Here is an 18,507-nt window from a genome sequence, read left to right on the forward strand (position 1 = left end):
GAATTTCTGGACGCTCTGCCAGCTAGGACGCAGCGCCGCCGCCGACCCCGGACTTTGCCGCCGACAATATCGATCATGAGATCCCCTCGACAGACGAGCATGCAAAGAGACGCCGAGCGCCACCCATGATTGATCGTCGTTACCTGACCTGTTAGTGGGCGCGCTGGTGGGGGAGCCTGATGCGCGGGAACGGTGCGTACGCGGCGCTGCTGGCCTGGGGCCTTGCGACGGCTGCGGTCTCGGCCGCGCCGGCGCATGCGCAGGGCGGCCGCGCGGTGACGATCGATACGGCGGGCCAGTCGCTGGCGACCGCCCTGACCGACATCGCCCGGAGGTCGGAGCGCGAACTGCTGCTGGCCGCGCCGACCATCGGCGAACGTCCCGCGCCGCGCCTGAAGGGCCGCTACACGCTCGACCAGGCCCTGCCGCTGTTGCTGGCGGGGTCCGGCCTCGCCTACAGGCGCACCAGCGACGGAATCTACATCGTCGAACTCGCCCCGCCGCTTCCCCGGACGCTACCGGACATTCCGGTGGCCTTGCCCGAACTGCTGGTGACCGCGCGCTCGCAGAACAGCGACATCCAGCGCACCCAGGACGACATCCAGCCCTACAAGGTCTGGAAGAGCCGCGACATCGAGCAGCCCCGCTTCGGCGACCTGGACGATTTCCTGCGCGGCATGGCGACAGGCGACACCCAGATCGCGTCAGCCCGGCAGACCGCGTCGAGCACGAACGCCAGCACCCGCTCCGAGGTGAACCTGCGAGGCCTGGGCTCCAGCCAGACGCTGGTGCTGATCGACGGCCGGCGAATGCCCGCCCTGCCGGCGGACGGGGCCGTCGCCCTCCTGCAGTCCGACCTCAACGGCGTGCCGCCGGCCGCGATCGAACGCATCGAGATCCTGGATTCCACCGCGGGCGGGGTCTACGGCGCCGGGGCGACCGCGGGCGCGGTCAACATCGTGCTTAAGCGCGACTACCAGGGCGCAGACCTTGGCGCGACCTACGGCGGCCGTCCGCAGACCCGGCGGCTGGACGGGCGCGTCGGCGTCTCCACCGACGATGGCCGTACGGCGGTGATGGTCGCGTTCGGACTGCTTCGCGACGACGCCCTGAGCGCCGGCGAGCGCGACTACGCCGCCCGGGCCCGCGCGCGACGTCTCGCCAACGATCCGGCCTCCATCGCGGTCGACTACCCGGTCAGCGGTTCGATCAACGTCTTCAGCGCGTCCGGCGCAGCCCTGGTGCTCGATCCGGCCTATGGCGGGACGAGCCTGGGCGCGGCCACGACCTTCGCGTCCACATCCTATGGCGGCGCGGCGACCGACGGCGCCGCCCTGCTGCTGGCCAACGCCGGACGCCTGGACCTTGGCCTCTCGCCGGACGTCAGCGGCGCGCGCCGGACGCTGCTCAGCCGGCACGAGATCTCGTCGGTGATCGCCAGCGCCCGTCATCGCTTCGGCGCGTCGATCGAGGCCTATGCCGACCTGCTGGTCCTCGGCAACGACGGCGAGGCGATCGTTCCCTGGAACACCGCGCAAGCGGTGCGCATCGCCGCCGGCGCGCCGACCAACCCGTTCCAGCAGGACATCTACGTCACCTATCCGGCGCCCGGTTTCGACCCGGTCGTACGCAACCGCAGCCGGACGACGCGGGGCTCGGTCGGCGTGATCGCGGACCTGGCCCGCGGCTGGAAGCTCAGCGCCGACTACAGCGCCGGCAGCGCGCGGATCGACGTCGCCCTCCGCGCCAGACCGGTCGATCCGCTGTTCTCGATCATGGTCATGCGGGGGGGAAGCCTGAACGGCAGCCCGCCGCTCGGTCCTCTCGGCGGGTTCCAGACCTTCCTGACCACCCTCGCCGATCACACCGTCGACGCCGGCTATGCGTTCTCGCAGGTCGATCGGTTCGAGGATCGCTCGATCCGGCTGGCGGGACCGGTCCTGGACCTCGGCGGCGGCCCCTTGACCCTGACCCTGACGGCCGAGGATCGCCACGACCGTGTTCCGGCGTCGGTCTATCGGCGCTCGGACCCGCTGACGGGCGAGGCCTCCGAGGCGCCCCTGCCCGGCCTGGCGCAATCGGCGCGCCACTACTACGCGGAACTGCGCGCGCCGCTGACCGACCGCCAGGACGGCCCGGCCGGCCTGAAGGGCCTCGAACTCCAGCTGGCCCTGAGCCGCGAACACAACCGCGAGCGCCTGCCGGCCAACCCCGCCTCCGAAGATTCCCGCTACGCCGCCGCCAAGGAAGCCGCCCAGACCACGACGGTCTACACCGTGGGCTTCAAGCTATTTCCCATCGACGGGGTGATGGTCCGCACCAGCGCGGCCTCGGGCTTCCTGCCGCCCCGCACCGATCAGCTGTGGTCCGTCACCGCCTCCTACACATCCGATCTGGACACCTTCTCGAACTCGTCGCGCTATCTGTACGTACCGGCCGCCTTCGCGCCCAAGGACCCTCGGCGCGGCGGCGAGGCGCTGGGAAGCGCCGGCGGCTACGATGTCGTCGAGGGCGGATCCACGACCCTGGAGCCGGAACGCGCGCGCAGCCTTTCGGCGGGCGTGGTGCTGACCCCGACCTGGCTGGAGCGCCTGCGCGTCTCCATCGACTACACGCGGATCGACAAGCGGCGGGAGATCGTCAGCGCCAGCGCCTACGACACCGACTACTTCCTGCGCAACGAGGCGCTGTTCCCCGGCCGCGTCGCGCGCGCGCCACTCAGCGACGCCGACCGGGCCAAGGGCTTCACCGTCGGCGCAGTCACCGCCGTCGACACCACCGCGCTCAATATCGGCCGCACCCTGGTCGAGGCGGTCGACCTGCAGGGCGACTACCTGATCCCGACGCCTCGCCTGGGAGACTTCAGGCTGCGCGCGGCGGCGACCTGGCAGCCGCACCTGACGCGCAAGGCCGATCCGGAGCGCGCGGCGGTCGAGGCCGTGGGCTATGCCGATGGTCCGCTAGCCTGGCGCGCGAACGGCGGCCTCGACTGGGCGAAGGGCCCGACGACGCTCGGCGTGAACGTCGCCTTCTATGGCGGCTATCGTGTGTTCGACAGCACCGACAGCGCTGACACGATCGCCCGCAAGGTGCTGCAACAAGGGGCCCGCCGCATCCCGGCCCAGGCCTATTTCGACCTGTTCGCCACCCGACGCATCACGTTCGACGGCGCGGGCGGACTTCGCGAAGTCCAGGTCCGCTTCGGCGTCCAGAACGTCCTGGACCACAGCCCGCCGCTGATCGCGCAGTCGAGCCCGCTTTCACGCTCCCTGCCCTACAGCTCCTATGGCGATCCGCGCGGGCGGCGGTTCGAGCTTGGCCTGGTCGGTCATTTCTAGGACCGGGCGCGGTCAGGTGAGGGTTCCTGGAAACACTGCGTTCTCCCCGCTGAAGGCGTCCGTCCGGACGTCCAGACGCGGCCTCGCGCCGCGCGCATCCCTGGAGGACAGCTGGTGTTCAAGTTCGCGCCAATCGCCTTGGCGGCCCTACTTCTCTCGACCTCCGCCATGGCGCAGGTCAAGCCGTTCCCCGCCGGGTTCAAGACCCAGGAGATCACCACCAACGGCGCGACGATCCATGTTCGCGTCGGCGGTTCCGGCCCGGCGGTCGTGCTGCTGCACGGCTACGGCGAGACCGGCGACATGTGGGAGCCGCTGGCCGCCGACCTGGCCAAGGATCACACCGTCGTCGTGCCCGACCTGCGGGGGCTCGGCCTGTCGTCCAAGCCCGCTTCGGGCGGCTACGACAAGAAGACCCAGGGCGGCGACGTGGCCGGCGTGCTCGACGCGCTGAAGATCACGAAGGTCGACCTGGTCACCCACGACATCGGCAACATGGTCGGCTACGCCTTCGCCGCCGAGCATCGCGATCGCGTCCGCCGCTTCGTGCTTATCGACGCGCCGCTGCCCGGCGTAGGTCCCTGGGAGGAGATCCTCAAGAACCCGCTGCTGTGGCACTTCCGGTTCGGCGGTCCCGACATGGAGCGACTGGTCGCGGGCCGCGAGCGCATCTATCTCGACCGCTTCTGGAACGAGTTCTCGGCCACTCCCGCCCGCTTCACCGAGGCGTCGCGCCAGCACTACGCCACGCTCTACGCCCTGCCAGGCGCCATGCACGGCGGCTTCTCGCAGTTCGCGGCCTTCGACCGGGACGCCATCGACAACAAGGCCTTCGTGGCCGAGGGCAAGCTGACCATGCCGGTGCTGGCCCTGGGCGGCGAGAAGTCGTTCGGGCCGATGATGGCGACGGTGATGCGTTTCGCCGCCAGCAACGTCACCGAAGGCGTCGTCCCCGACTCCGGCCACTGGATCATGGAGGAGAACCCCAAGGCCACCGTGACCCTGGTGCGCGACTTCCTGGACGCCAAGCCATGAGCCGCCCTCGCCTCGCGCAGGCAAACGCCGTTGTCCTGCTGGCGGCCTTCGCCGTCACGGGCGCGGCCTCGGCCCAGGACCGGCTCGTCCGCCTGACCCCGCCGGAAATCCAGGGTCTCACCGAAGGCGGCGCCACGGCCGGAACCTCGGGCGTCGCCGGCATCCGCACGACGGTGCTGTACGGCGATCCGACCAAGGCCGGTCCCTACACGATCGCGCTGCGGGTTCCGCCCAACACCCGCATCGCCGCCCACGGCCACCGCGACGACCGCACCGCCGTGGTCGTCGCCGGTGTCTGGCGGTTCGGCTACGGGCGAAAGGCGGACGAGGCGCTGGTTAAGGTCCTGCCGCCGGGCAGCTTCTACAGCGAGCCGGCCGGGGTGGATCACTTCGCCATGACCGGTCCGGAGGGCGCCAGCGTCTACATCTCCGGCTTCGGCCCGACCAGCACCGACTATGTCCAGGCCATCGACACGCCCAGGCCCTGACGGAAGCGCGCCGGCATCGACGCGCGGGAGCGGGGTCGCCGACCTCGCTCCCTTCCGCCGCTCAGGATGGAAAGCTCATCGCCGCGTGGAGACGAGTTCGTAGGTGTCGGCGTCGCGGGCGACCAGCCTGACCGGCAGCACCTGCGACACCGAGCGGCCGAACCGTTTGACGTCGCCGGTCTTGAAGACGCCGGTGATGCGCAGGGCGGCGACCTTCGGGTCACGAATGACGATCTTGGCCCGGGTGTAGCGGTTGAGCAGGCCGACGGCTTCGGACAGCGGCCGGTCGTGAAACTCCACCACCTCCTGCTTCCAGGCCAGGGCCTCGTCGACATCGACCGCGGCCACCCTGGCCCCGGCGCCGTCCCTGGCGATGAGGGCCTGGCCCGGCGCGAGCCTGACCGCCGCCCCGTTCGACCGGGCCTGGACGGGCGCCACCGACACGGCGCCCTCGGCCAGCACAACCCGCAGGACGCCCGGCGTCAGGCGCACGTCGAACTGGGTTCCCAGCGCGGTGACCACGCGTCCACCGGCCTGCACGGCGAAGGCATGGGCGCGATCATGGGCCACGTCGAAGAAGGCCCGGCCGCGCAGCAGGCGCACGTCGCGCCGGCCGCCGGCGAAGGCCACGTCGATCGCGCTGTCGACGTCCAGCGTCACCCGGGTGCCGTCCGGCAGGTCGACGATGGACTTCTGGCCCTTGCCCGTGACGTAGTCCGCCCGGCCGATCGCGGCCAGCGAAGGCGCTCCGTCGGCCCCGCCCCTGTTCGCTCCGCCCGAACCGCCAAACCAGCCCTGATGGACGCCCACGAGCAGGGTCGCAGACACCGCCGCCACGGCGATCGAGGCGGCGAGCAGCCGGGGCCACGACGGCCTGGCGACCGGCTCGGGCCTGGCCTGCCGCGCCGCCCGGGCCATGGCCGCGATCAGGTCGCTGTCGTTCGCCTCGTCGAAGAGGGTCCACATCTGGTGCGCCTGGATCCAGGCGTCGCGGTTGTCCTGGCTCTCTTCCAGCCACGCCGCGAACTGCTCGCGCTGGGGCGACTGGTCCAGGTCCTCGCGGGCCAGCCACCGCGCGGCGGCCTGGGCGGGGCTCAAGGTCTCGCGGGTCATCGGGCGTCTCCCGCGTGGGCCATCAGGTGCTCGATGGCGCGGACCATGTGCTTTTCCACGGCGCTGATCGAAAGACCCAGCTGGGTGGCGATGGCCTGATGACGCAGGCCGTCGATCCGGCGAAGCAGAAAGATCGTCCGCGTGCGCTCCGGCATGGTCATGAGGGCGGCGGCTGCGGCGTTCAGGGCCTGCTTGCCGGCATAGATGCGATCCGGATCGAAGTCGTGCTCGTCGCGGAGGCTGGGATCGAGCACCACGTGGCCGTCGGCCTGCCGCACCGCGCGGCGTCGATAGCGGTCGGCCAGCACGCTCGCGGCGATCTGGAAGATATAGGCGCTGGCGTGATCGGTATTGGACGGCGTGCCGCGCACGGTCAGGCGCAGGAACACCTCCTGCACCAGGTCCTCGACCTCGACGGGATTGCGAACCCTGCGGCGGAAATAGGCGGCCAGCGGCCCGCGCATCGCCGACGCCTGGCGGGCGAAGACGTCCGCGCGCGCGGCGGCCTCGGAGGCGTCGGACATGGGCTCCCCTCGCGCCATTCCCATCAGAGACTCCGATCCCTGTCCAACGGCATGTGGAGCGGGCTTTCGGAAGGGCAGAACGCAGATGCGGCGAAAGTCCTCACCAAAAATATTTCCAGCCTCGGCCAAGTAAGAGCGCGCGTGGGGAAATTCACACAGGTCGTTGCGAGACAAGGGGATTTTCACGGCGGAGCGGCGCAAGGAGCGCTCGAGGGCGAATGAGGGTTTTCTTCGGCCGTGCGTAAAGCCTCTTCAGGCGGACAAGCGACGAGCGCCGATGGAGATGACGAGATGCGCGAACCTTCGACGGACGGCATAGCCCCAACGACGACGCCCGTTTCGCAGACGGGCCTGATCGCTCAGGCCGTGCTGGACATGCTGGCCCGCGCCGATCAGGCGGTCGATGTCGATCCGCGCCAGGCCAAGATTCTCATCGGCCAGGTCTCGCGCCTCCTGGCCCCGGCCTACGCGGTCGCCCCCGCGCCCAGGCAGCGTTCCGACCTGGCGCTCGCGCCCTGGCAGGAACGCAGGGTGACGCGCCATATCGACGAACGCCTGGGCCAGGTGATCAGCGTCGCCGACCTGGCCGAAAGCGTCGGCTTCAGCCCAAGCCACTTCTCGCGCTGCTTCAAGAGCAGCTTCGGCGTGGCTCCACGCGGATACGTGATCCGCAGCCGCCTGGAGCGCGCCAAGGCCCTGATGAAGCACACCAGGGCTCCGTTATGCCAGATCGCCGTGGACTGCGGCTTCAGCGACCAGGCGCACATGTCCCGCACCTTCCGCGCCATCGTCGGCAGCTCGCCGAACCGCTGGCGACGCGAACAGGCGCCGCCGGTCCAGGCCTGACCGTTCAGCCGGTCGGACAGCGCGTCGCGGTCGATCGACAAAGGCGGGCTCTTCCCGAAAGAAGAGCCCGCCTTCGCCGTTTCGGACCCTAGGCCGTCATCGCCGCGGCCTTGAGGCCCGTGGAGGCGGCCAGCGGCGCCGGCGCCGCGACGGCGTCACGGCTCCAGACGGCCGCGCCGCCGCCGACCTGACCGCCGAAGCCGGCCATGGCCTGGCGCAGCAGGGCCTGACGCTGGAGAAGGCCCAGATCGACGCCCTCGGCGCCGATGCCCCTGCCCGGCTCCGCACCCATGACCGCCAGGCGGTCCGCCAGGGAGTCGCCGCGCTGCAGAGGGCCGCCGGTCTCCTGACGCCACCAGGCGCCGGCCTGCCGCGAAGCGCCGCCATAGGCCGGGCCGGTGTCCAGAGGCTCGCCCCCGGCCAGCGACAGGCCAAGGCCCGCCCCACCGAACTCCACCCCGAGACCAGCCGGTCCGGAGCTCGAGCCGCCCCTGCCCGCCGCATCGAGGCCGGTCAGGCTGACGGTGCGGGCCGCCTGGGCGTAGCCACGCTCGACAACGTCGTCCCGCGTCCTGGCCGCGGTGTTCAGGTCGTTCACCAGCGACTGCTGGGCCGTGATCAGCCGCAGTTTCGCCGAAGGCTCCTGGCCGGCGAGCCAGCTGGCCTGCTCCGAAGCGTTCATCTCCTGCCAGCGCCTGGCGATCGAGGCGTCGATGCGGTCATGGTCGCTGAAGTCCAGCTGGGCGGCGGCCTTGACCTCGGCGTAGCTGGCGCCGATGGCGTCCAGCAGGCCCTTCTTGGCCTTGATCCGCGCGGCCTTGGCAGCGGTCTTCGGATCGTTGCCCAGTTGCCCCAGGGTTCCGTCCTCGTCCTTGCCGCCCCACTCGGCCTGATATTCGCCGGCGTAGAGGCCTTCGGAGCCCAGCACCCGCCGCGCCAGGGCCACGTCGTAGCCCTCGCCCGTGCGGCCGTCGGCCCAGACGAAGCTGAGCGTGTTCTGCACGAAGCTCTCGGTGACGAGGTCGGCGGTGACGCCGGTGCCAACGCCGCCCAGGTTGATGGCCATGATGCCGGCCTGTTCCAGCGTGCGCAGTTCCTTGGCGGTCGAGCGGCCGTTCTGGTTGGCGTCGACGAACAGCAGGATCCTGGAGAAGTCCTTGTCGTTCTTGTCGAGCAGACCGTCGCCGTTGCTGTCCCAGGTGCGCAGGCCTTCCAGGTCGCTGGTCGCGCCCGGCTTGTCCTGCACGAACGACAGCTCCGACAGCTTGTTGATCGCCCCGTCGCCGTCGCGGTCCACCGCCAGGAAGCCGTCGGACGGCCCCACCCAGCCGAGCTTGGAGATGCCACCGCCGGCGGTCTTGACGATCACGCTGGTGGACTCGAGCGTCAGCAGATCCAGACCGTCGCCGTTGAGGTCCAGGGCGATCGGATAGGCGTAGTTGTAGTTGATGTACTCGACTTCCTTCCAGCCGATGTCGAGCTTGCGCAGGTCGATCGAGGTCCCGCCGGCCGTGACGTATTCGACCGTGTTCATCGACCAGGCCCCGGTGCGCTGGCCGTAGGGATCGACCTCGACCCACTTCACCCCGCCGCCGACGATCTTGACCACGTCGTCCACCAAGCTGGCCGCCAGGCTAGGGTCGGTGAGGCTGCGCGCGCCGACGAAGAGGTCGTCGCCGACCACCTGGTAGATCAGGTCGTCGACCTCGACCGTGGGTCCGAACACCAGGGTGTCCTCGCCGCCGGTGTCCCAGATCCAGTCCTTGCCCTCGCCGCGGTCGTAACCGAACTGGTCGTCGCCGTTGGAGGTGTGGATCATGTCTTCGCCCAGGCCGCCGATGATGACGTTGGCCCTGCTTTCGACGTGATTGCTCGCCGCGCCCCAGACGGTGTCGTTGCCGTTCATCGCGAAGATCAGATCCGACGTGTCGCGGCTGCCCACCAGGGTGCTGGAGGTGTCGTCGCTGGCCACGCCGAAGGTGATGCCGGCGATGTCGAGCTGCGCCACTCCACCAAGGTCGATCGACTTGGTCTTGTTGTTGCCCGCCGTCGGATAGTTCCCGAAGTTGGAGGTCACGCGCACCTGGGCGTTGCCGCCGCGGATGCCCAGGTCCAGCCAGCCGTTGGCCCCGCCGGCCGTGCCCGCCCAGATGTCGGAGAACCTCACGTCCTCGCCGAACGAGATCGTGTTCCAGCCGGTGTTGTCCTCGACGATCGTGTCGGAGCCGTCGCCGCGATTGATCACATAGGTGTCGGCGCCTGCGCCGCCGTAAAGGTAGTCGTTGCCGGCCCCGCCGATGAAGGTCTCGTCGCCCGCGCCGCCGCCGATCGAGTCGTCATAGGCCGTGCCGACGACGCCCTCGACGCCGATGTAGCTGTGGTTGGACACCGTCCCGTCAACGCCCCGCGCCTGGCCCGAGCCGGAGCCCAGGTTGATGGTCAGCGCCGCCAGCGTCGTGGTGGTGGTCTCGTAGTGACCGCCCGTGACGACCCAGTTGTACTGGTAGGTCCAGTCGTCGTACTCCCAATAGCCGTCCTCGACCCAGGTCTGGTAGGTCGAGGTCCCGGCGGCGAAGCCTTCGGAGTAGTCGACGAAGTCCTCGCCCTCGCCGCCGACGAAGACGTCGTTGCCGGTGGTCGCGGTCAGCCAGTCGTCGCCGCCGTCGCCGTCCAGCCAGTTGTCGCCGCCGTTGTAGCCCTTCAGCTGGTCGGCGGCCTTGGAGCCGCGCACGGCCTCGAAACCCGAGAACACGTCGCCCTCGGCGTCGCCGCCGAACGCCTCGCCCGTCGAAAGGTCGACATAGACCCCCGCGCCGGAGCCGATGTAGCTGAGCCAGTCGTAATAGCCGCCGCCGTCCAGCGTGTCGGCGCCGGCGCCGCCCTCGATGGTGTCGTTGCCGTCTCGGCCCCACAACTGGTCGTTCCCGGCCAGGCCCTTGAGGACGTTGTCGCCGGCCGTGCCCTGGATGCGGTCGTCGTAATCCGAACCGGTGGCGTTCTCGATGCTGAGCAGGCCCTCGCTCGTCACCCAGGCGCCGGTGGCGGCGTTGGTGACGATGGCCGCGCGCGTGAGCGCGTTGCCCGCGTAGTAGTCGGGGTGGCCGTTCCAGTCGGCCGGACGGAAGTCCAGGTCGAACGCCACGCCGAAGGTCAGGCGTTCGGCGCTGATGGTGTCCTTGCCGTTCGGGTCGCTGTTGAAGTCGCCGTCGCCGCCCCAGAACCAGTTGAAGGTGGCGTCCTCGAAGATCTGGAAGGTGTCGTCGCCGTCGTTGCCCTGCAGGACTTCGGACTCCGCCCCATCGACCAGGACGTCGTTGCCCGCGCCGCCGCCCAGGCCATCGGAACCCGCGCCGCCGGACAGGTAGTCGTCGCCCGCGCCGCCCAGCAGGGTGTCGGCGCCGTCACGCCCGATCAGGGTGTCGTTGCCGTCGCCGCCGTCGAGGTAGTCGTTGCCGCTGCGCCCGTCCAGCCAGTCCCAGCCGCTGCGGCCGTACATCGCGTCGCCGCCCTGGCCGCCGACGAAGATGTCGTCGCCGCCCTCGACGGTGGCCCAGTACGACTGGTCGATCCACTCGTAGTCCCAGCCGTTCCACTGCTCGTAGCCGGCGGAGATGTATTCGGAGTGGTTGTCGTCGATCGTGACGCCGCCGAAAGCCAGCCGCTGATCGACGAAGTCGTTGCCCGACGTCGTCGCGCCCGGATTGGTCAGCGTGTAGCCGACCTGCGACAGGTCATCGATGCCGACGATCTCGGCCTTGGAGGTCCAGTCGGCGACCGCCGCGCCAGCGACCCGCGAGGTCGGCTGGGTGAAGAAGGCGTAGGGATCGGACTCGCCGGTCGTCGCCATGCGCAGGTTGATCCGGCGATAGGCCGTTCCAGCCGGCGCCGTGGCCGAGCCGCTGATGGTGCTGAAGTTGGCCAGGTCGCCCTTGTAGGCCCCGCCCTCGAGCCCTTGACCGGACATGAAGATCGAACTGATCAGCTGGCGGTTGGAGTCGTAGAACTCCAGGATCAGCTGCGTCGTCGACCGGTGCTCGGCCGCCTTGACCGAGGCCTCGTAGGCCACGCCGGCGATCGAAGCTATCCAGTCGGACCGATTATCGACCACCCAGCCGGCCGTGGTCGCGCCGCCGACATGGGTCCAGAACACGTCGTTGCCGTTGCCCGACCAGTCCGCGCTCAGATTGACGCCGCGCACATAGTTGGGGGCGCCCCAGACGCCCATGTCCCAGCCGCTCAGGCCGTCGCCGAACCGGGCGTTGAGGACGTCGTTGTCGCCCGGGCCGTCCTTGGCCTGCGGCAGGATCGAGAACAGATCGTCGGCGCCGGCCCTGCGCGCCTGGATCTCGGCCCCGTCGCCGACGGCGTGGATGCGGACGTTCTCATAGCCCGTTCCGCCGTGACCCTTGAGGTCGAAGCTGTCGAGGAAGCCGCGCAGGCCACCGTAGAAGTCCGACGTCGACCACTTGTCGAGGCCAAGCTCGGCGATCCGCTGGAGGGTGACGATCCAGCCGGCCGAGAACTGGCTCGTGGCCATGCGCGACACGTACCAGTTGGCCGTGCCCGAATTGGCGAAATACCACTGGGCTTCCGCGTTCGTGACCGCGCCGCTGGCGACCGCCGCATTGACCCTGGCGTTCTGCTCGCCCTGGCTGGACAGCCGGCTCAGGCCCTCCTTCCAGGCCCAGGTCAGGAACGCCTTGTGGGCGTCGTAGAGCTGGCCTTCGGCGGTGCTGAAATAGGTGGTCCGCGACCAGTCGAACTTGGTGATGATCCCGTTGGCGAGATCACGGTTGGCCACATAGACGTCGCGCTCGGCGGCGGTGATGTAGCCTTCCGTCACCAAGCGGTTCAGGGTGTTGACGAGGCCGGTCTCGCCCAGCTTGTCGATCTGCAGCGACCAGAGACGCTTGAGCAGATAGGTGTTGGCGTTGAAGAACGACAGGTTCGCAGCGCCGATCTGATCGACCACCACGGTGTTCATGCGCGAAAACAGGACCTGGTCGATCACCGTCCTGTCGGTCGTCGTCTGATACCAGGTCCGATCGGCAGCCGTGATCAGCCCCTTGTTGACGCCGTCGTCGAGCATGGCCGCGCTGATCGCGCCGCCGAAGGACAGCTGCCACAGGCGGGCCAAGCGCGCCTGGTTGTCGTTCAGCACCTTGAGTTCGGTTTCAGAGAAGGCCGAGACGAAGGGTTCGGCGATGCGGGCGTTGATGAAGGCGCGGTCCAGCAGATAGGAGCGGTATTCCTGGGCCGTCTGGATGTCGCCCAGCAACCCGGTCAGGTTGTCGGCCTTGCTCATCGACAGGGCGCGCTTGCCCAGGATGTCGCCGCCGATGATCTGGGTGGCGCGGATCGCCGTCAGCGTGCCGTACTCCACCGCCTGGTCGGCCGAGGCGACGTTCTTCTGGACCCCGTTGATCTTCACATAGATCTGGTTGCCCGTGTGTCCGTACTTCTGGGTGGTCGTCGCACCGCTGACATTGGCCACGAAAGTCTTGCCTTCGACATAGCTCAGGCTCGAGATCAGGCCGTTCAGCGCGTCGCGGGCCGCTTCGGCCATGCCGGTGACCAGGCTGCGGTCGCCGTTGTTGGCGACCGTGATGGCCCCAACCTCGTAGCGCGCATAGGGGAGCTGCAGCGCGGTCTCGGCCGATGCCGTGGGGGTCTTAGGCTTCTTCTTGCCGAACAGATTGCCCAGCATCGTGCCCAGCACGAAGCCGATCACCATGCCGATGCCTGGCGCGACCAGATTGGCCCAGGTAGAGGCCATGGCCGCGGTCGAGGCCGAGGCGGCGGCCGAAGCCGCCGCCGCGGAGGCCGCCGTGGCGGCCGCCGCCGAAGCGCTGGTGCCGATGATCGACGCGGTGAGCGCGGCGTTGGTCGCCGCGAGCGCGGCCGCCGAGGCCGCCGCCGAAGCGCCGATGGCGGTGGCCGCGGCGCTGGCGGCCACGCTGGCGCCCAGCCAGCCGCCGATGGCCGAACCCACGCTGCCCAGGATCACCCCGGCCTGGGTCTGGGGCTGGACGATCAGCGAACCCAGCTTGGAAGCGACGAAGGCCGTGATGGAAGACTGCAGCAGCGAGCCGAAGCTACCGCCGGCCGCCAGCGTGTCGCCCATGCTGTTGAAGAGGTCGAACCCGCCGCTGACATTGTAGAGAACGGTCGCCAGCGCGTTGTTGACGACGGGCGAAATGGCGGCCCCGGCCACGGTCGAGAACAGCTCGGCCCCGAAGCCCTCGAGCCCCAGCGCCTCACCGAGTTCGACGCTCAGATAGGAACTCACCGCCCCGGCCGCCGAGGTGGCGAAGCGTTGCGCCACCTGCTGGCTGAAGGCGTTCAGGCCGTCCTGGGTGGCCCACCGGATGGAGTCGACGAGATCGACCTGCTTCTGGGCCGAGGTCGTGACCCCGACCGAACGGATCACATCGCCGAGCCGCTCGCCGATCTCACCCAGGACGCTGCCGTAGAAGACGCCGGCGAAGCGGTTCTGGCCGCCCAGATAGTTGCCGATGGACGAGCCCAGGGTCTCTCCGACCAGGGAAATGGCGCTGCTGCCGAGGACGAGGGTTTCTTCCTGTCCGTTCGTATCGGTGCCGTAGCGCTTGCGTCCGCGGATCAAGGAGCCGTCGGCCCCTCGTTCCTCGCGGAAGATGAAGTCCGCGCCCGCCACGCCGTCGAGATCCACCGCGACGACCCGGCCGATACCATATTCGGTGTAGTATTCCGCGACCTCGTCACGGCCGATCTTCGTATAGCCAAAGACGCTGTCGGCATACTTCTCGGGCACGTTCAGCAGCGCGCTGATGTTGTGGACCCTGTATCCGTCGGCGATATAGGTGTGGCAGTCGTCGACCTCGAAATTGTAGACGCTGTGCTCGCCGTCCACGGGCTCGATCACCGCATCGACGAAGCCGCCTCCGGCGTCCACCAGCTTCAGCCCGTGCTCCACGACCTCGCGCAGCGGAATGAAAGCCCCCTCCGAGGTGAGGAACGGATGTTCCTCCGTGACCAGGGTCGCCCCGTTCAGCCGCACCAGCTTCTTGCCGGCCGACTGGAAGGTTCTGAGCACCTTGCGCGGCGTAAGCTCGCCTTCCTTGGTGAAGGCCGTCACCTCGTCGCCAACCGCGATCGTCTCGATAGGCTTGCGCGTTCCGTCAGCCATCAGAATGGGCGTGCCGGCGGCGAAGCAGTTGTTGAAGGCCAGCTGGAACTTGCTGTTGGTGCGCGCAGCGTCCATCGACAGACCCTGCGTCATCGCCCCCTTCTCGCCTTCGGGCTTCAGGGGATCGGTATAGTAGGTCGCCTGGGCTGAGCCCTGAGGAATGATGTCGAGCTTGATGGCGCGAGAGTCGACCACCGAGAATTTCCCGGTCTTCGCATTTCTGAAGACCAGATAGTCACGATCGATAACCGACGTACTCAGGAAAGCGCCATCTGGCTGCATGGAGCCGGTATAGGTGTCCCTCACCTTTACCGTTATGAGCCCGCCAGCGCCCTTCTCCGCAGAGACATACTGCGTATGAGATCCCGCAACGCCAGCATGGGTCTGATTTTCATTCAAAACCAATGTCTGCTGCTGATTGGCCATCAGCTTCGGAACATAGACATCCAACAAGGTGAAGATGTCGGAGAGTTTCTTCAGCCTGGAGTCGCTGGAAAAGCTGACCAGGCCCGAAAAACCCGTATTCATGAAGTCGACGTAGCGCGATCTCGCTGCCGCCTGTTCGAAAGCGCTTGGCGCACGACCATTGGCGGTCTGGAAAAGATTCCCATACGGATTTTCGACCTTGTCGTCGAAAATCTGCTCGAAGTCATAGAACACGAGCGAAACGCCGACAGACGCGTCCGCGAGCAGAAGGCCCGTTTCGCCCTTGATCGTGAACGCCATCGAATAGTCCTTGATCACCACCCCCAGAGTGACCGTGCCTTTCTTCCCTCCCGGAAGCGGCGCTAGCGCTACCTGACGCCGCCCTTCCTGGGCGACGCTCAAATTGAGCCAAGGATCCCATTCGACGGCCATTTCGCCGCCAAAACCCATCCAGTCGAACCCGCCCTTGACGGCAAAGGAGACGCCGGTGTTCGAGTTCAGTTCGGTTCCAACCGTCACCTCGGGCAGAGGCACCCATTTTGAGCGCTTGCCGAGCTGCATCTTGACGAACTTCTGAGCCGCGGACTTTAGAAGGATGGGCTCGATGTCCAGGCCAGCAGTAAACTCCAGCTGAGCCCTGAGCTTCGGGTTATAAAATCTCGAGTTGAATTTCTTTAGAAGCGCACTAGCATTAGCTTCGAACGACTTTTTCAGGTCGTATTCATAATTCGCAATAGTATAGCGTGCGGCAATCAACGCACCATCAAGCGGACCAGACATCGATCACCACTCCATCTTGCAGCGGACCGACATCAGGTGTCGATCTGGTTTTTTGGTTGAGCAGATTTGTTGCATCCGGCAGACGGCCGGCAGGTAGGATCCGAAGTTCGGGCTCTTTCCGAGCGAGAACTTTCCGGAGCTCCTAAGCTCTTCGTAGGAAGTTTGATTGAGAGACGACCTCAGAAGCTCGACGGATTCCCCTACAAGGTCGCCCTTGGATCGCTTCATTCTGGAAATATAATAGTGCCGGATAGCCGCATCGGCCATTTCCCGCGACACGTCATCGTTTTCGCCGACGCCACGCGTGCTTTGCTCGTAGAACGCGCCGCCGGGAAGTATGTCTTGATAGAGTTCGACCGTCTCGGCCGTTTCATCGTTGAGAACGAAGGCTCTTTTCTGGGCCGCGTTGTCGTGGGCGACCACGGCCCTGAACGCCTCGCAGTTCTCGGCGACGCTGCTTTGCGAAACGCCGTAGACGCGACCTTCCCGGCCAGCGTCATGCGAGGTGCAGCCCGCCACGAGGACAGCGGCCAGCAACGCAAACGATACTCGCCCCCTCAGGGACTTACGCCGAAACGGCCGGCCCTTCGGTGAAGGACCCATACTGGAATCGAACACTGCACGCCCCACCAAACTCCGTGCAGAAGCTAGAGTGGGCGCTTTTAGGTTGCAATTGAGAAATGTTGTTGCGGATTGGAAATATAGATTTCCGCTCACCGCCCCATTCGGGGAATTCGCAGCCTCCCACGGCCTGAGCAATTTTCAACCCACAAGCGCACCTTGTCGCCCTGAAGTTGACAGCCGCTACCCGCCGGCCTCGAGCAGATCCCTTCCTCGCCGCAGGTCATGGCCGCATGGCGCATGCGCGCCGAACACCGGGCCACGGCAATCAAGGACCGCGCCCGCCGCCGCGCAGTTGAGGCATGGGGTCATCGATCGTAGTGACACGCCCGCTCGAAGACCGGTGTTTTATTGCCTGATTTTGCATCATAGTAATGTGGGGTTGAGGGCGATGTCGCGCTCGCAGGCCGGAGGGCGGGGGCTTGGAAGTCTTGTTCGGGATGCGACGCGTCGTCATCGGCGCGGGCGCGGCGGCATGCCTGGGCGCGGCCCTGACGGCCGCCGGCCCAGCCGCCGCCCAGGTCGCCCTGCCCTCTCGCCAGGAACTCGATCCGGCCAACGCCGCGCCCATCGCGGCCGCGCCGCGCGGCGACCTGTTCAAGGGCGTCGAGGCCGGCCCCTGCGCCTTTCGCGACAGCCCCATAAAGGTCACGCTGAAGGCGGTGGACTTCCAGGGCGGGACGTCCGGCGCCCTGGCGGTTTCGGATCAGGCCCTGGCCTCGACCTACGCCGAGTTCCTGGACCGCGAAGCGCCGATCAGCGCGGTCTGCGATATCCGCGACCGGGTCGCGGCGCTTTATCTGCGGCGCGGGGTGCTGGCCAACGTGGTCATTCCCCAACAGCGCATCGCCGACGGCCGCCTGACCCTGACGGTGGTCGAGGCGCGGATCGCATCGGTCAACTACAGCGGCGACGCGGGCCCCGCCCAGAAGCAGGTCGTGCGGTTCCTCGATCAGCTGCGCGGCCTGGCTCCGTTCGACCTCGACGTCGCCCAGCGCTACCTGCTGCTGGCGTCCGACGTGCCGGGCGTGCGCATCCAGTCGGCGTTGAGACCCTCGCCGGTGGGCCAGGGCGCGCTGGACCTGGAGATCGCCATCAGCCGCGACGCCGTCGACGGCTCGGTGGTCGCCCAGAACCACGGCTCCAGGACGGTCGGCCGCGACCTGACCCTGGCGCGCCTTGACCTCAACGGCTTCATGCCCCTGGGCGAGCGCACCTCGATCTTGGGCTACGGCACGCTTTCCAGCGACGAACAGCGGGTCATCCAGGTGGCCGAGCGCTTCTATATCGGCGCCGACGGCCTGACGGCCGACCTGTCGGGCGCCTGGGGCTGGACCAAGCCGGGCGACGTGCTCAAGCCGCTGGATCTGGAAGGCAGCTCCTTCGCCGGCGGCGTCCGCCTGACCTACCCGCTGGTGCGTCATCGCCGCCAGAACCTCAATATGGGCGTCGGCCTGGACTGGATCGACCAGAAGGTCGAGTTCGGCGGCGGCCTGGCCGTGCTGACCGAGGATCACCTGCGGGTGTTCTTCGTGCGCCTGGACGGACACTACGCGCCGGCCCGGCTGGCGGCCAGTTCGGTGGCCGTGACCGGCGTGCTGGAATTGCGCCAGGGCGGCAACGGCCTCGGCGCCAGCCGCTATGGCGACCTTTCGGCCTCGCGCCTCCTTGGCAAGCCCAAGGCCACGGTGATGCGGGCCGAGGGCGAGATCGGCGGACGCCTGGCCGGGCCGCTGATCGGCAAGCTGAACGTCCTCTGGCAGCACACCGACGATCCCCTGCTGTCCTATGAGGAATACGGCGTCGGCAACCTGACGATCGGGCGCGGCTACGACCCGTCGGCGGCGTCCGGCGACCGCGCCCTGGCGGCCTCCGTGGAGTTCAGCACCACCCCGCTGCCCTTCAACCAAGGCCGCTCGGCCTGGCGTCCCTACGCCTTCTACGACGCGGCCGAACTGACCAATCTGGGCGTCGGCGCCGGCAAGCTGGACCTGGCCTCCGCCGGGATCGGGGTGCACGCCCAGCTGACGTCGCGGGTGGCGCTCGACCTGGCCTGGGCCAAGCCGTTCGACAGCCCGTTCGGCGTCGGCGACGCCCCCTCCTCGCGCCTGCTCGTCTCGCTGTCCGCCGTCCTGTTCTAGCCCGCTGAAGTCTCCGGAGCGCTCTCC

At 68.0% G+C, this 18,507-nt stretch carries 10 protein-coding genes; 6 read left to right on the forward strand and 4 right to left on the reverse strand.

The genetic code is table 11. From position 1 onward, the window contains the following. Window positions 1–179: 179 nt before the first annotated feature. The 3 genes from AC07N1_RS00470 to AC07N1_RS00480 all read left to right on the forward strand — a co-directional run bounded on the left by AC07N1_RS00470 (window position 180) and on the right by AC07N1_RS00480 (window position 4,861). Entirely contained in the window at window positions 180–3,338 is a 3,159-nt protein-coding gene (locus AC07N1_RS00470) for a TonB-dependent receptor domain-containing protein (protein WP_494669968.1), read from the forward strand. 168 nt (window positions 3,339–3,506) lie between these two features. Further along, window positions 3,507–4,373 (forward strand): alpha/beta fold hydrolase, encoded by an 867-nt coding sequence (locus AC07N1_RS00475; RefSeq protein ID WP_494669969.1) that lies wholly within the window; start codon window positions 3,507–3,509, stop codon window positions 4,371–4,373. Beyond that, window positions 4,370–4,861, forward strand: coding sequence for a cupin domain-containing protein (locus AC07N1_RS00480; protein WP_494669970.1), 492 nt, complete (start codon window positions 4,370–4,372; stop codon window positions 4,859–4,861). The genes AC07N1_RS00475 and AC07N1_RS00480 overlap by 4 nt, the downstream gene beginning before the upstream one ends. 75 nt (window positions 4,862–4,936) lie before the next feature. Here the strand turns inward: AC07N1_RS00480 and AC07N1_RS00485 are convergent, their stop codons facing one another. Then, window positions 4,937–5,974, reverse strand: a complete 1,038-nt coding sequence (locus AC07N1_RS00485; protein ID WP_494669971.1) for a FecR family protein — start codon at window positions 5,972–5,974, stop codon at window positions 4,937–4,939. Continuing rightward, complete coding sequence (locus tag AC07N1_RS00490; protein ID WP_494669972.1) at window positions 5,971–6,498, reverse strand: RNA polymerase sigma factor; 528 nt, start codon at window positions 6,496–6,498, stop codon at window positions 5,971–5,973. Before AC07N1_RS00490 ends, AC07N1_RS00485 begins: the two co-directional genes overlap by 4 nt. 291 nt (window positions 6,499–6,789) lie before the next feature. On the opposite strand from AC07N1_RS00490, the gene AC07N1_RS00495 reads away from it, so the two are divergent. Continuing rightward, window positions 6,790–7,344 (forward strand): helix-turn-helix domain-containing protein, encoded by a 555-nt coding sequence (locus AC07N1_RS00495; RefSeq protein WP_494669973.1) that lies wholly within the window; start codon window positions 6,790–6,792, stop codon window positions 7,342–7,344. Between the two features lie 88 nt (window positions 7,345–7,432). On the opposite strand, the gene AC07N1_RS00500 is transcribed toward AC07N1_RS00495, so the two are convergent. Then, window positions 7,433–14,707, reverse strand: a complete 7,275-nt coding sequence (locus AC07N1_RS00500; protein WP_494669974.1) for an SPM autocatalytic domain-containing protein — start codon at window positions 14,705–14,707, stop codon at window positions 7,433–7,435. A 183-nt stretch (window positions 14,708–14,890) separates the two neighbouring features. On the opposite strand from AC07N1_RS00500, the gene AC07N1_RS00505 reads away from it, so the two are divergent. Next, entirely contained in the window at window positions 14,891–15,304 is a 414-nt protein-coding gene (locus tag AC07N1_RS00505) for a hypothetical protein (RefSeq protein ID WP_494669975.1), read from the forward strand. A 417-nt stretch (window positions 15,305–15,721) separates the two neighbouring features. Here AC07N1_RS00505 and AC07N1_RS00510 read toward each other — a convergent pair whose 3' ends face one another. Further along, window positions 15,722–16,255 (reverse strand): hypothetical protein, encoded by a 534-nt coding sequence (locus AC07N1_RS00510; protein ID WP_494669976.1) that lies wholly within the window; start codon window positions 16,253–16,255, stop codon window positions 15,722–15,724. Window positions 16,256–16,779: 524 nt separating this feature from the next. On the opposite strand from AC07N1_RS00510, the gene AC07N1_RS00515 reads away from it, so the two are divergent. Then, window positions 16,780–18,480 (forward strand): ShlB/FhaC/HecB family hemolysin secretion/activation protein, encoded by a 1,701-nt coding sequence (locus AC07N1_RS00515; RefSeq protein ID WP_494669977.1) that lies wholly within the window; start codon window positions 16,780–16,782, stop codon window positions 18,478–18,480. Window positions 18,481–18,507 lie beyond the last annotated feature (27 nt).

The organism is Caulobacter sp. GW821-FHT09B11, from assembly GCF_059418205.1.

Excerpts from the sequence above, each read along its gene's own strand:
- AC07N1_RS00485 (WP_494669971.1), bottom strand. The coding sequence starts at position 5,974 with ATGACCCGCGAGACCTTGAGCCCCGCCCAGGCCGCCGCGCGGTGGCTG.
- AC07N1_RS00475 (WP_494669969.1), top strand. The coding sequence starts at position 3,507 with ATGGCGCAGGTCAAGCCGTTCCCCGCCGGGTTCAAGACCCAGGAGATC.
- AC07N1_RS00480 (WP_494669970.1), top strand. The coding sequence starts at position 4,370 with ATGAGCCGCCCTCGCCTCGCGCAGGCAAACGCCGTTGTCCTGCTGGCG.
- AC07N1_RS00505 (WP_494669975.1), top strand. The coding sequence starts at position 14,891 with ATGGGTCTGATTTTCATTCAAAACCAATGTCTGCTGCTGATTGGCCAT.
- AC07N1_RS00470 (WP_494669968.1), top strand. The coding sequence starts at position 180 with ATGCGCGGGAACGGTGCGTACGCGGCGCTGCTGGCCTGGGGCCTTGCG.
- AC07N1_RS00490 (WP_494669972.1), bottom strand. The coding sequence starts at position 6,498 with ATGTCCGACGCCTCCGAGGCCGCCGCGCGCGCGGACGTCTTCGCCCGC.
- AC07N1_RS00495 (WP_494669973.1), top strand. The coding sequence starts at position 6,790 with ATGCGCGAACCTTCGACGGACGGCATAGCCCCAACGACGACGCCCGTT.
- AC07N1_RS00515 (WP_494669977.1), top strand. The coding sequence starts at position 16,780 with ATGCGACGCGTCGTCATCGGCGCGGGCGCGGCGGCATGCCTGGGCGCG.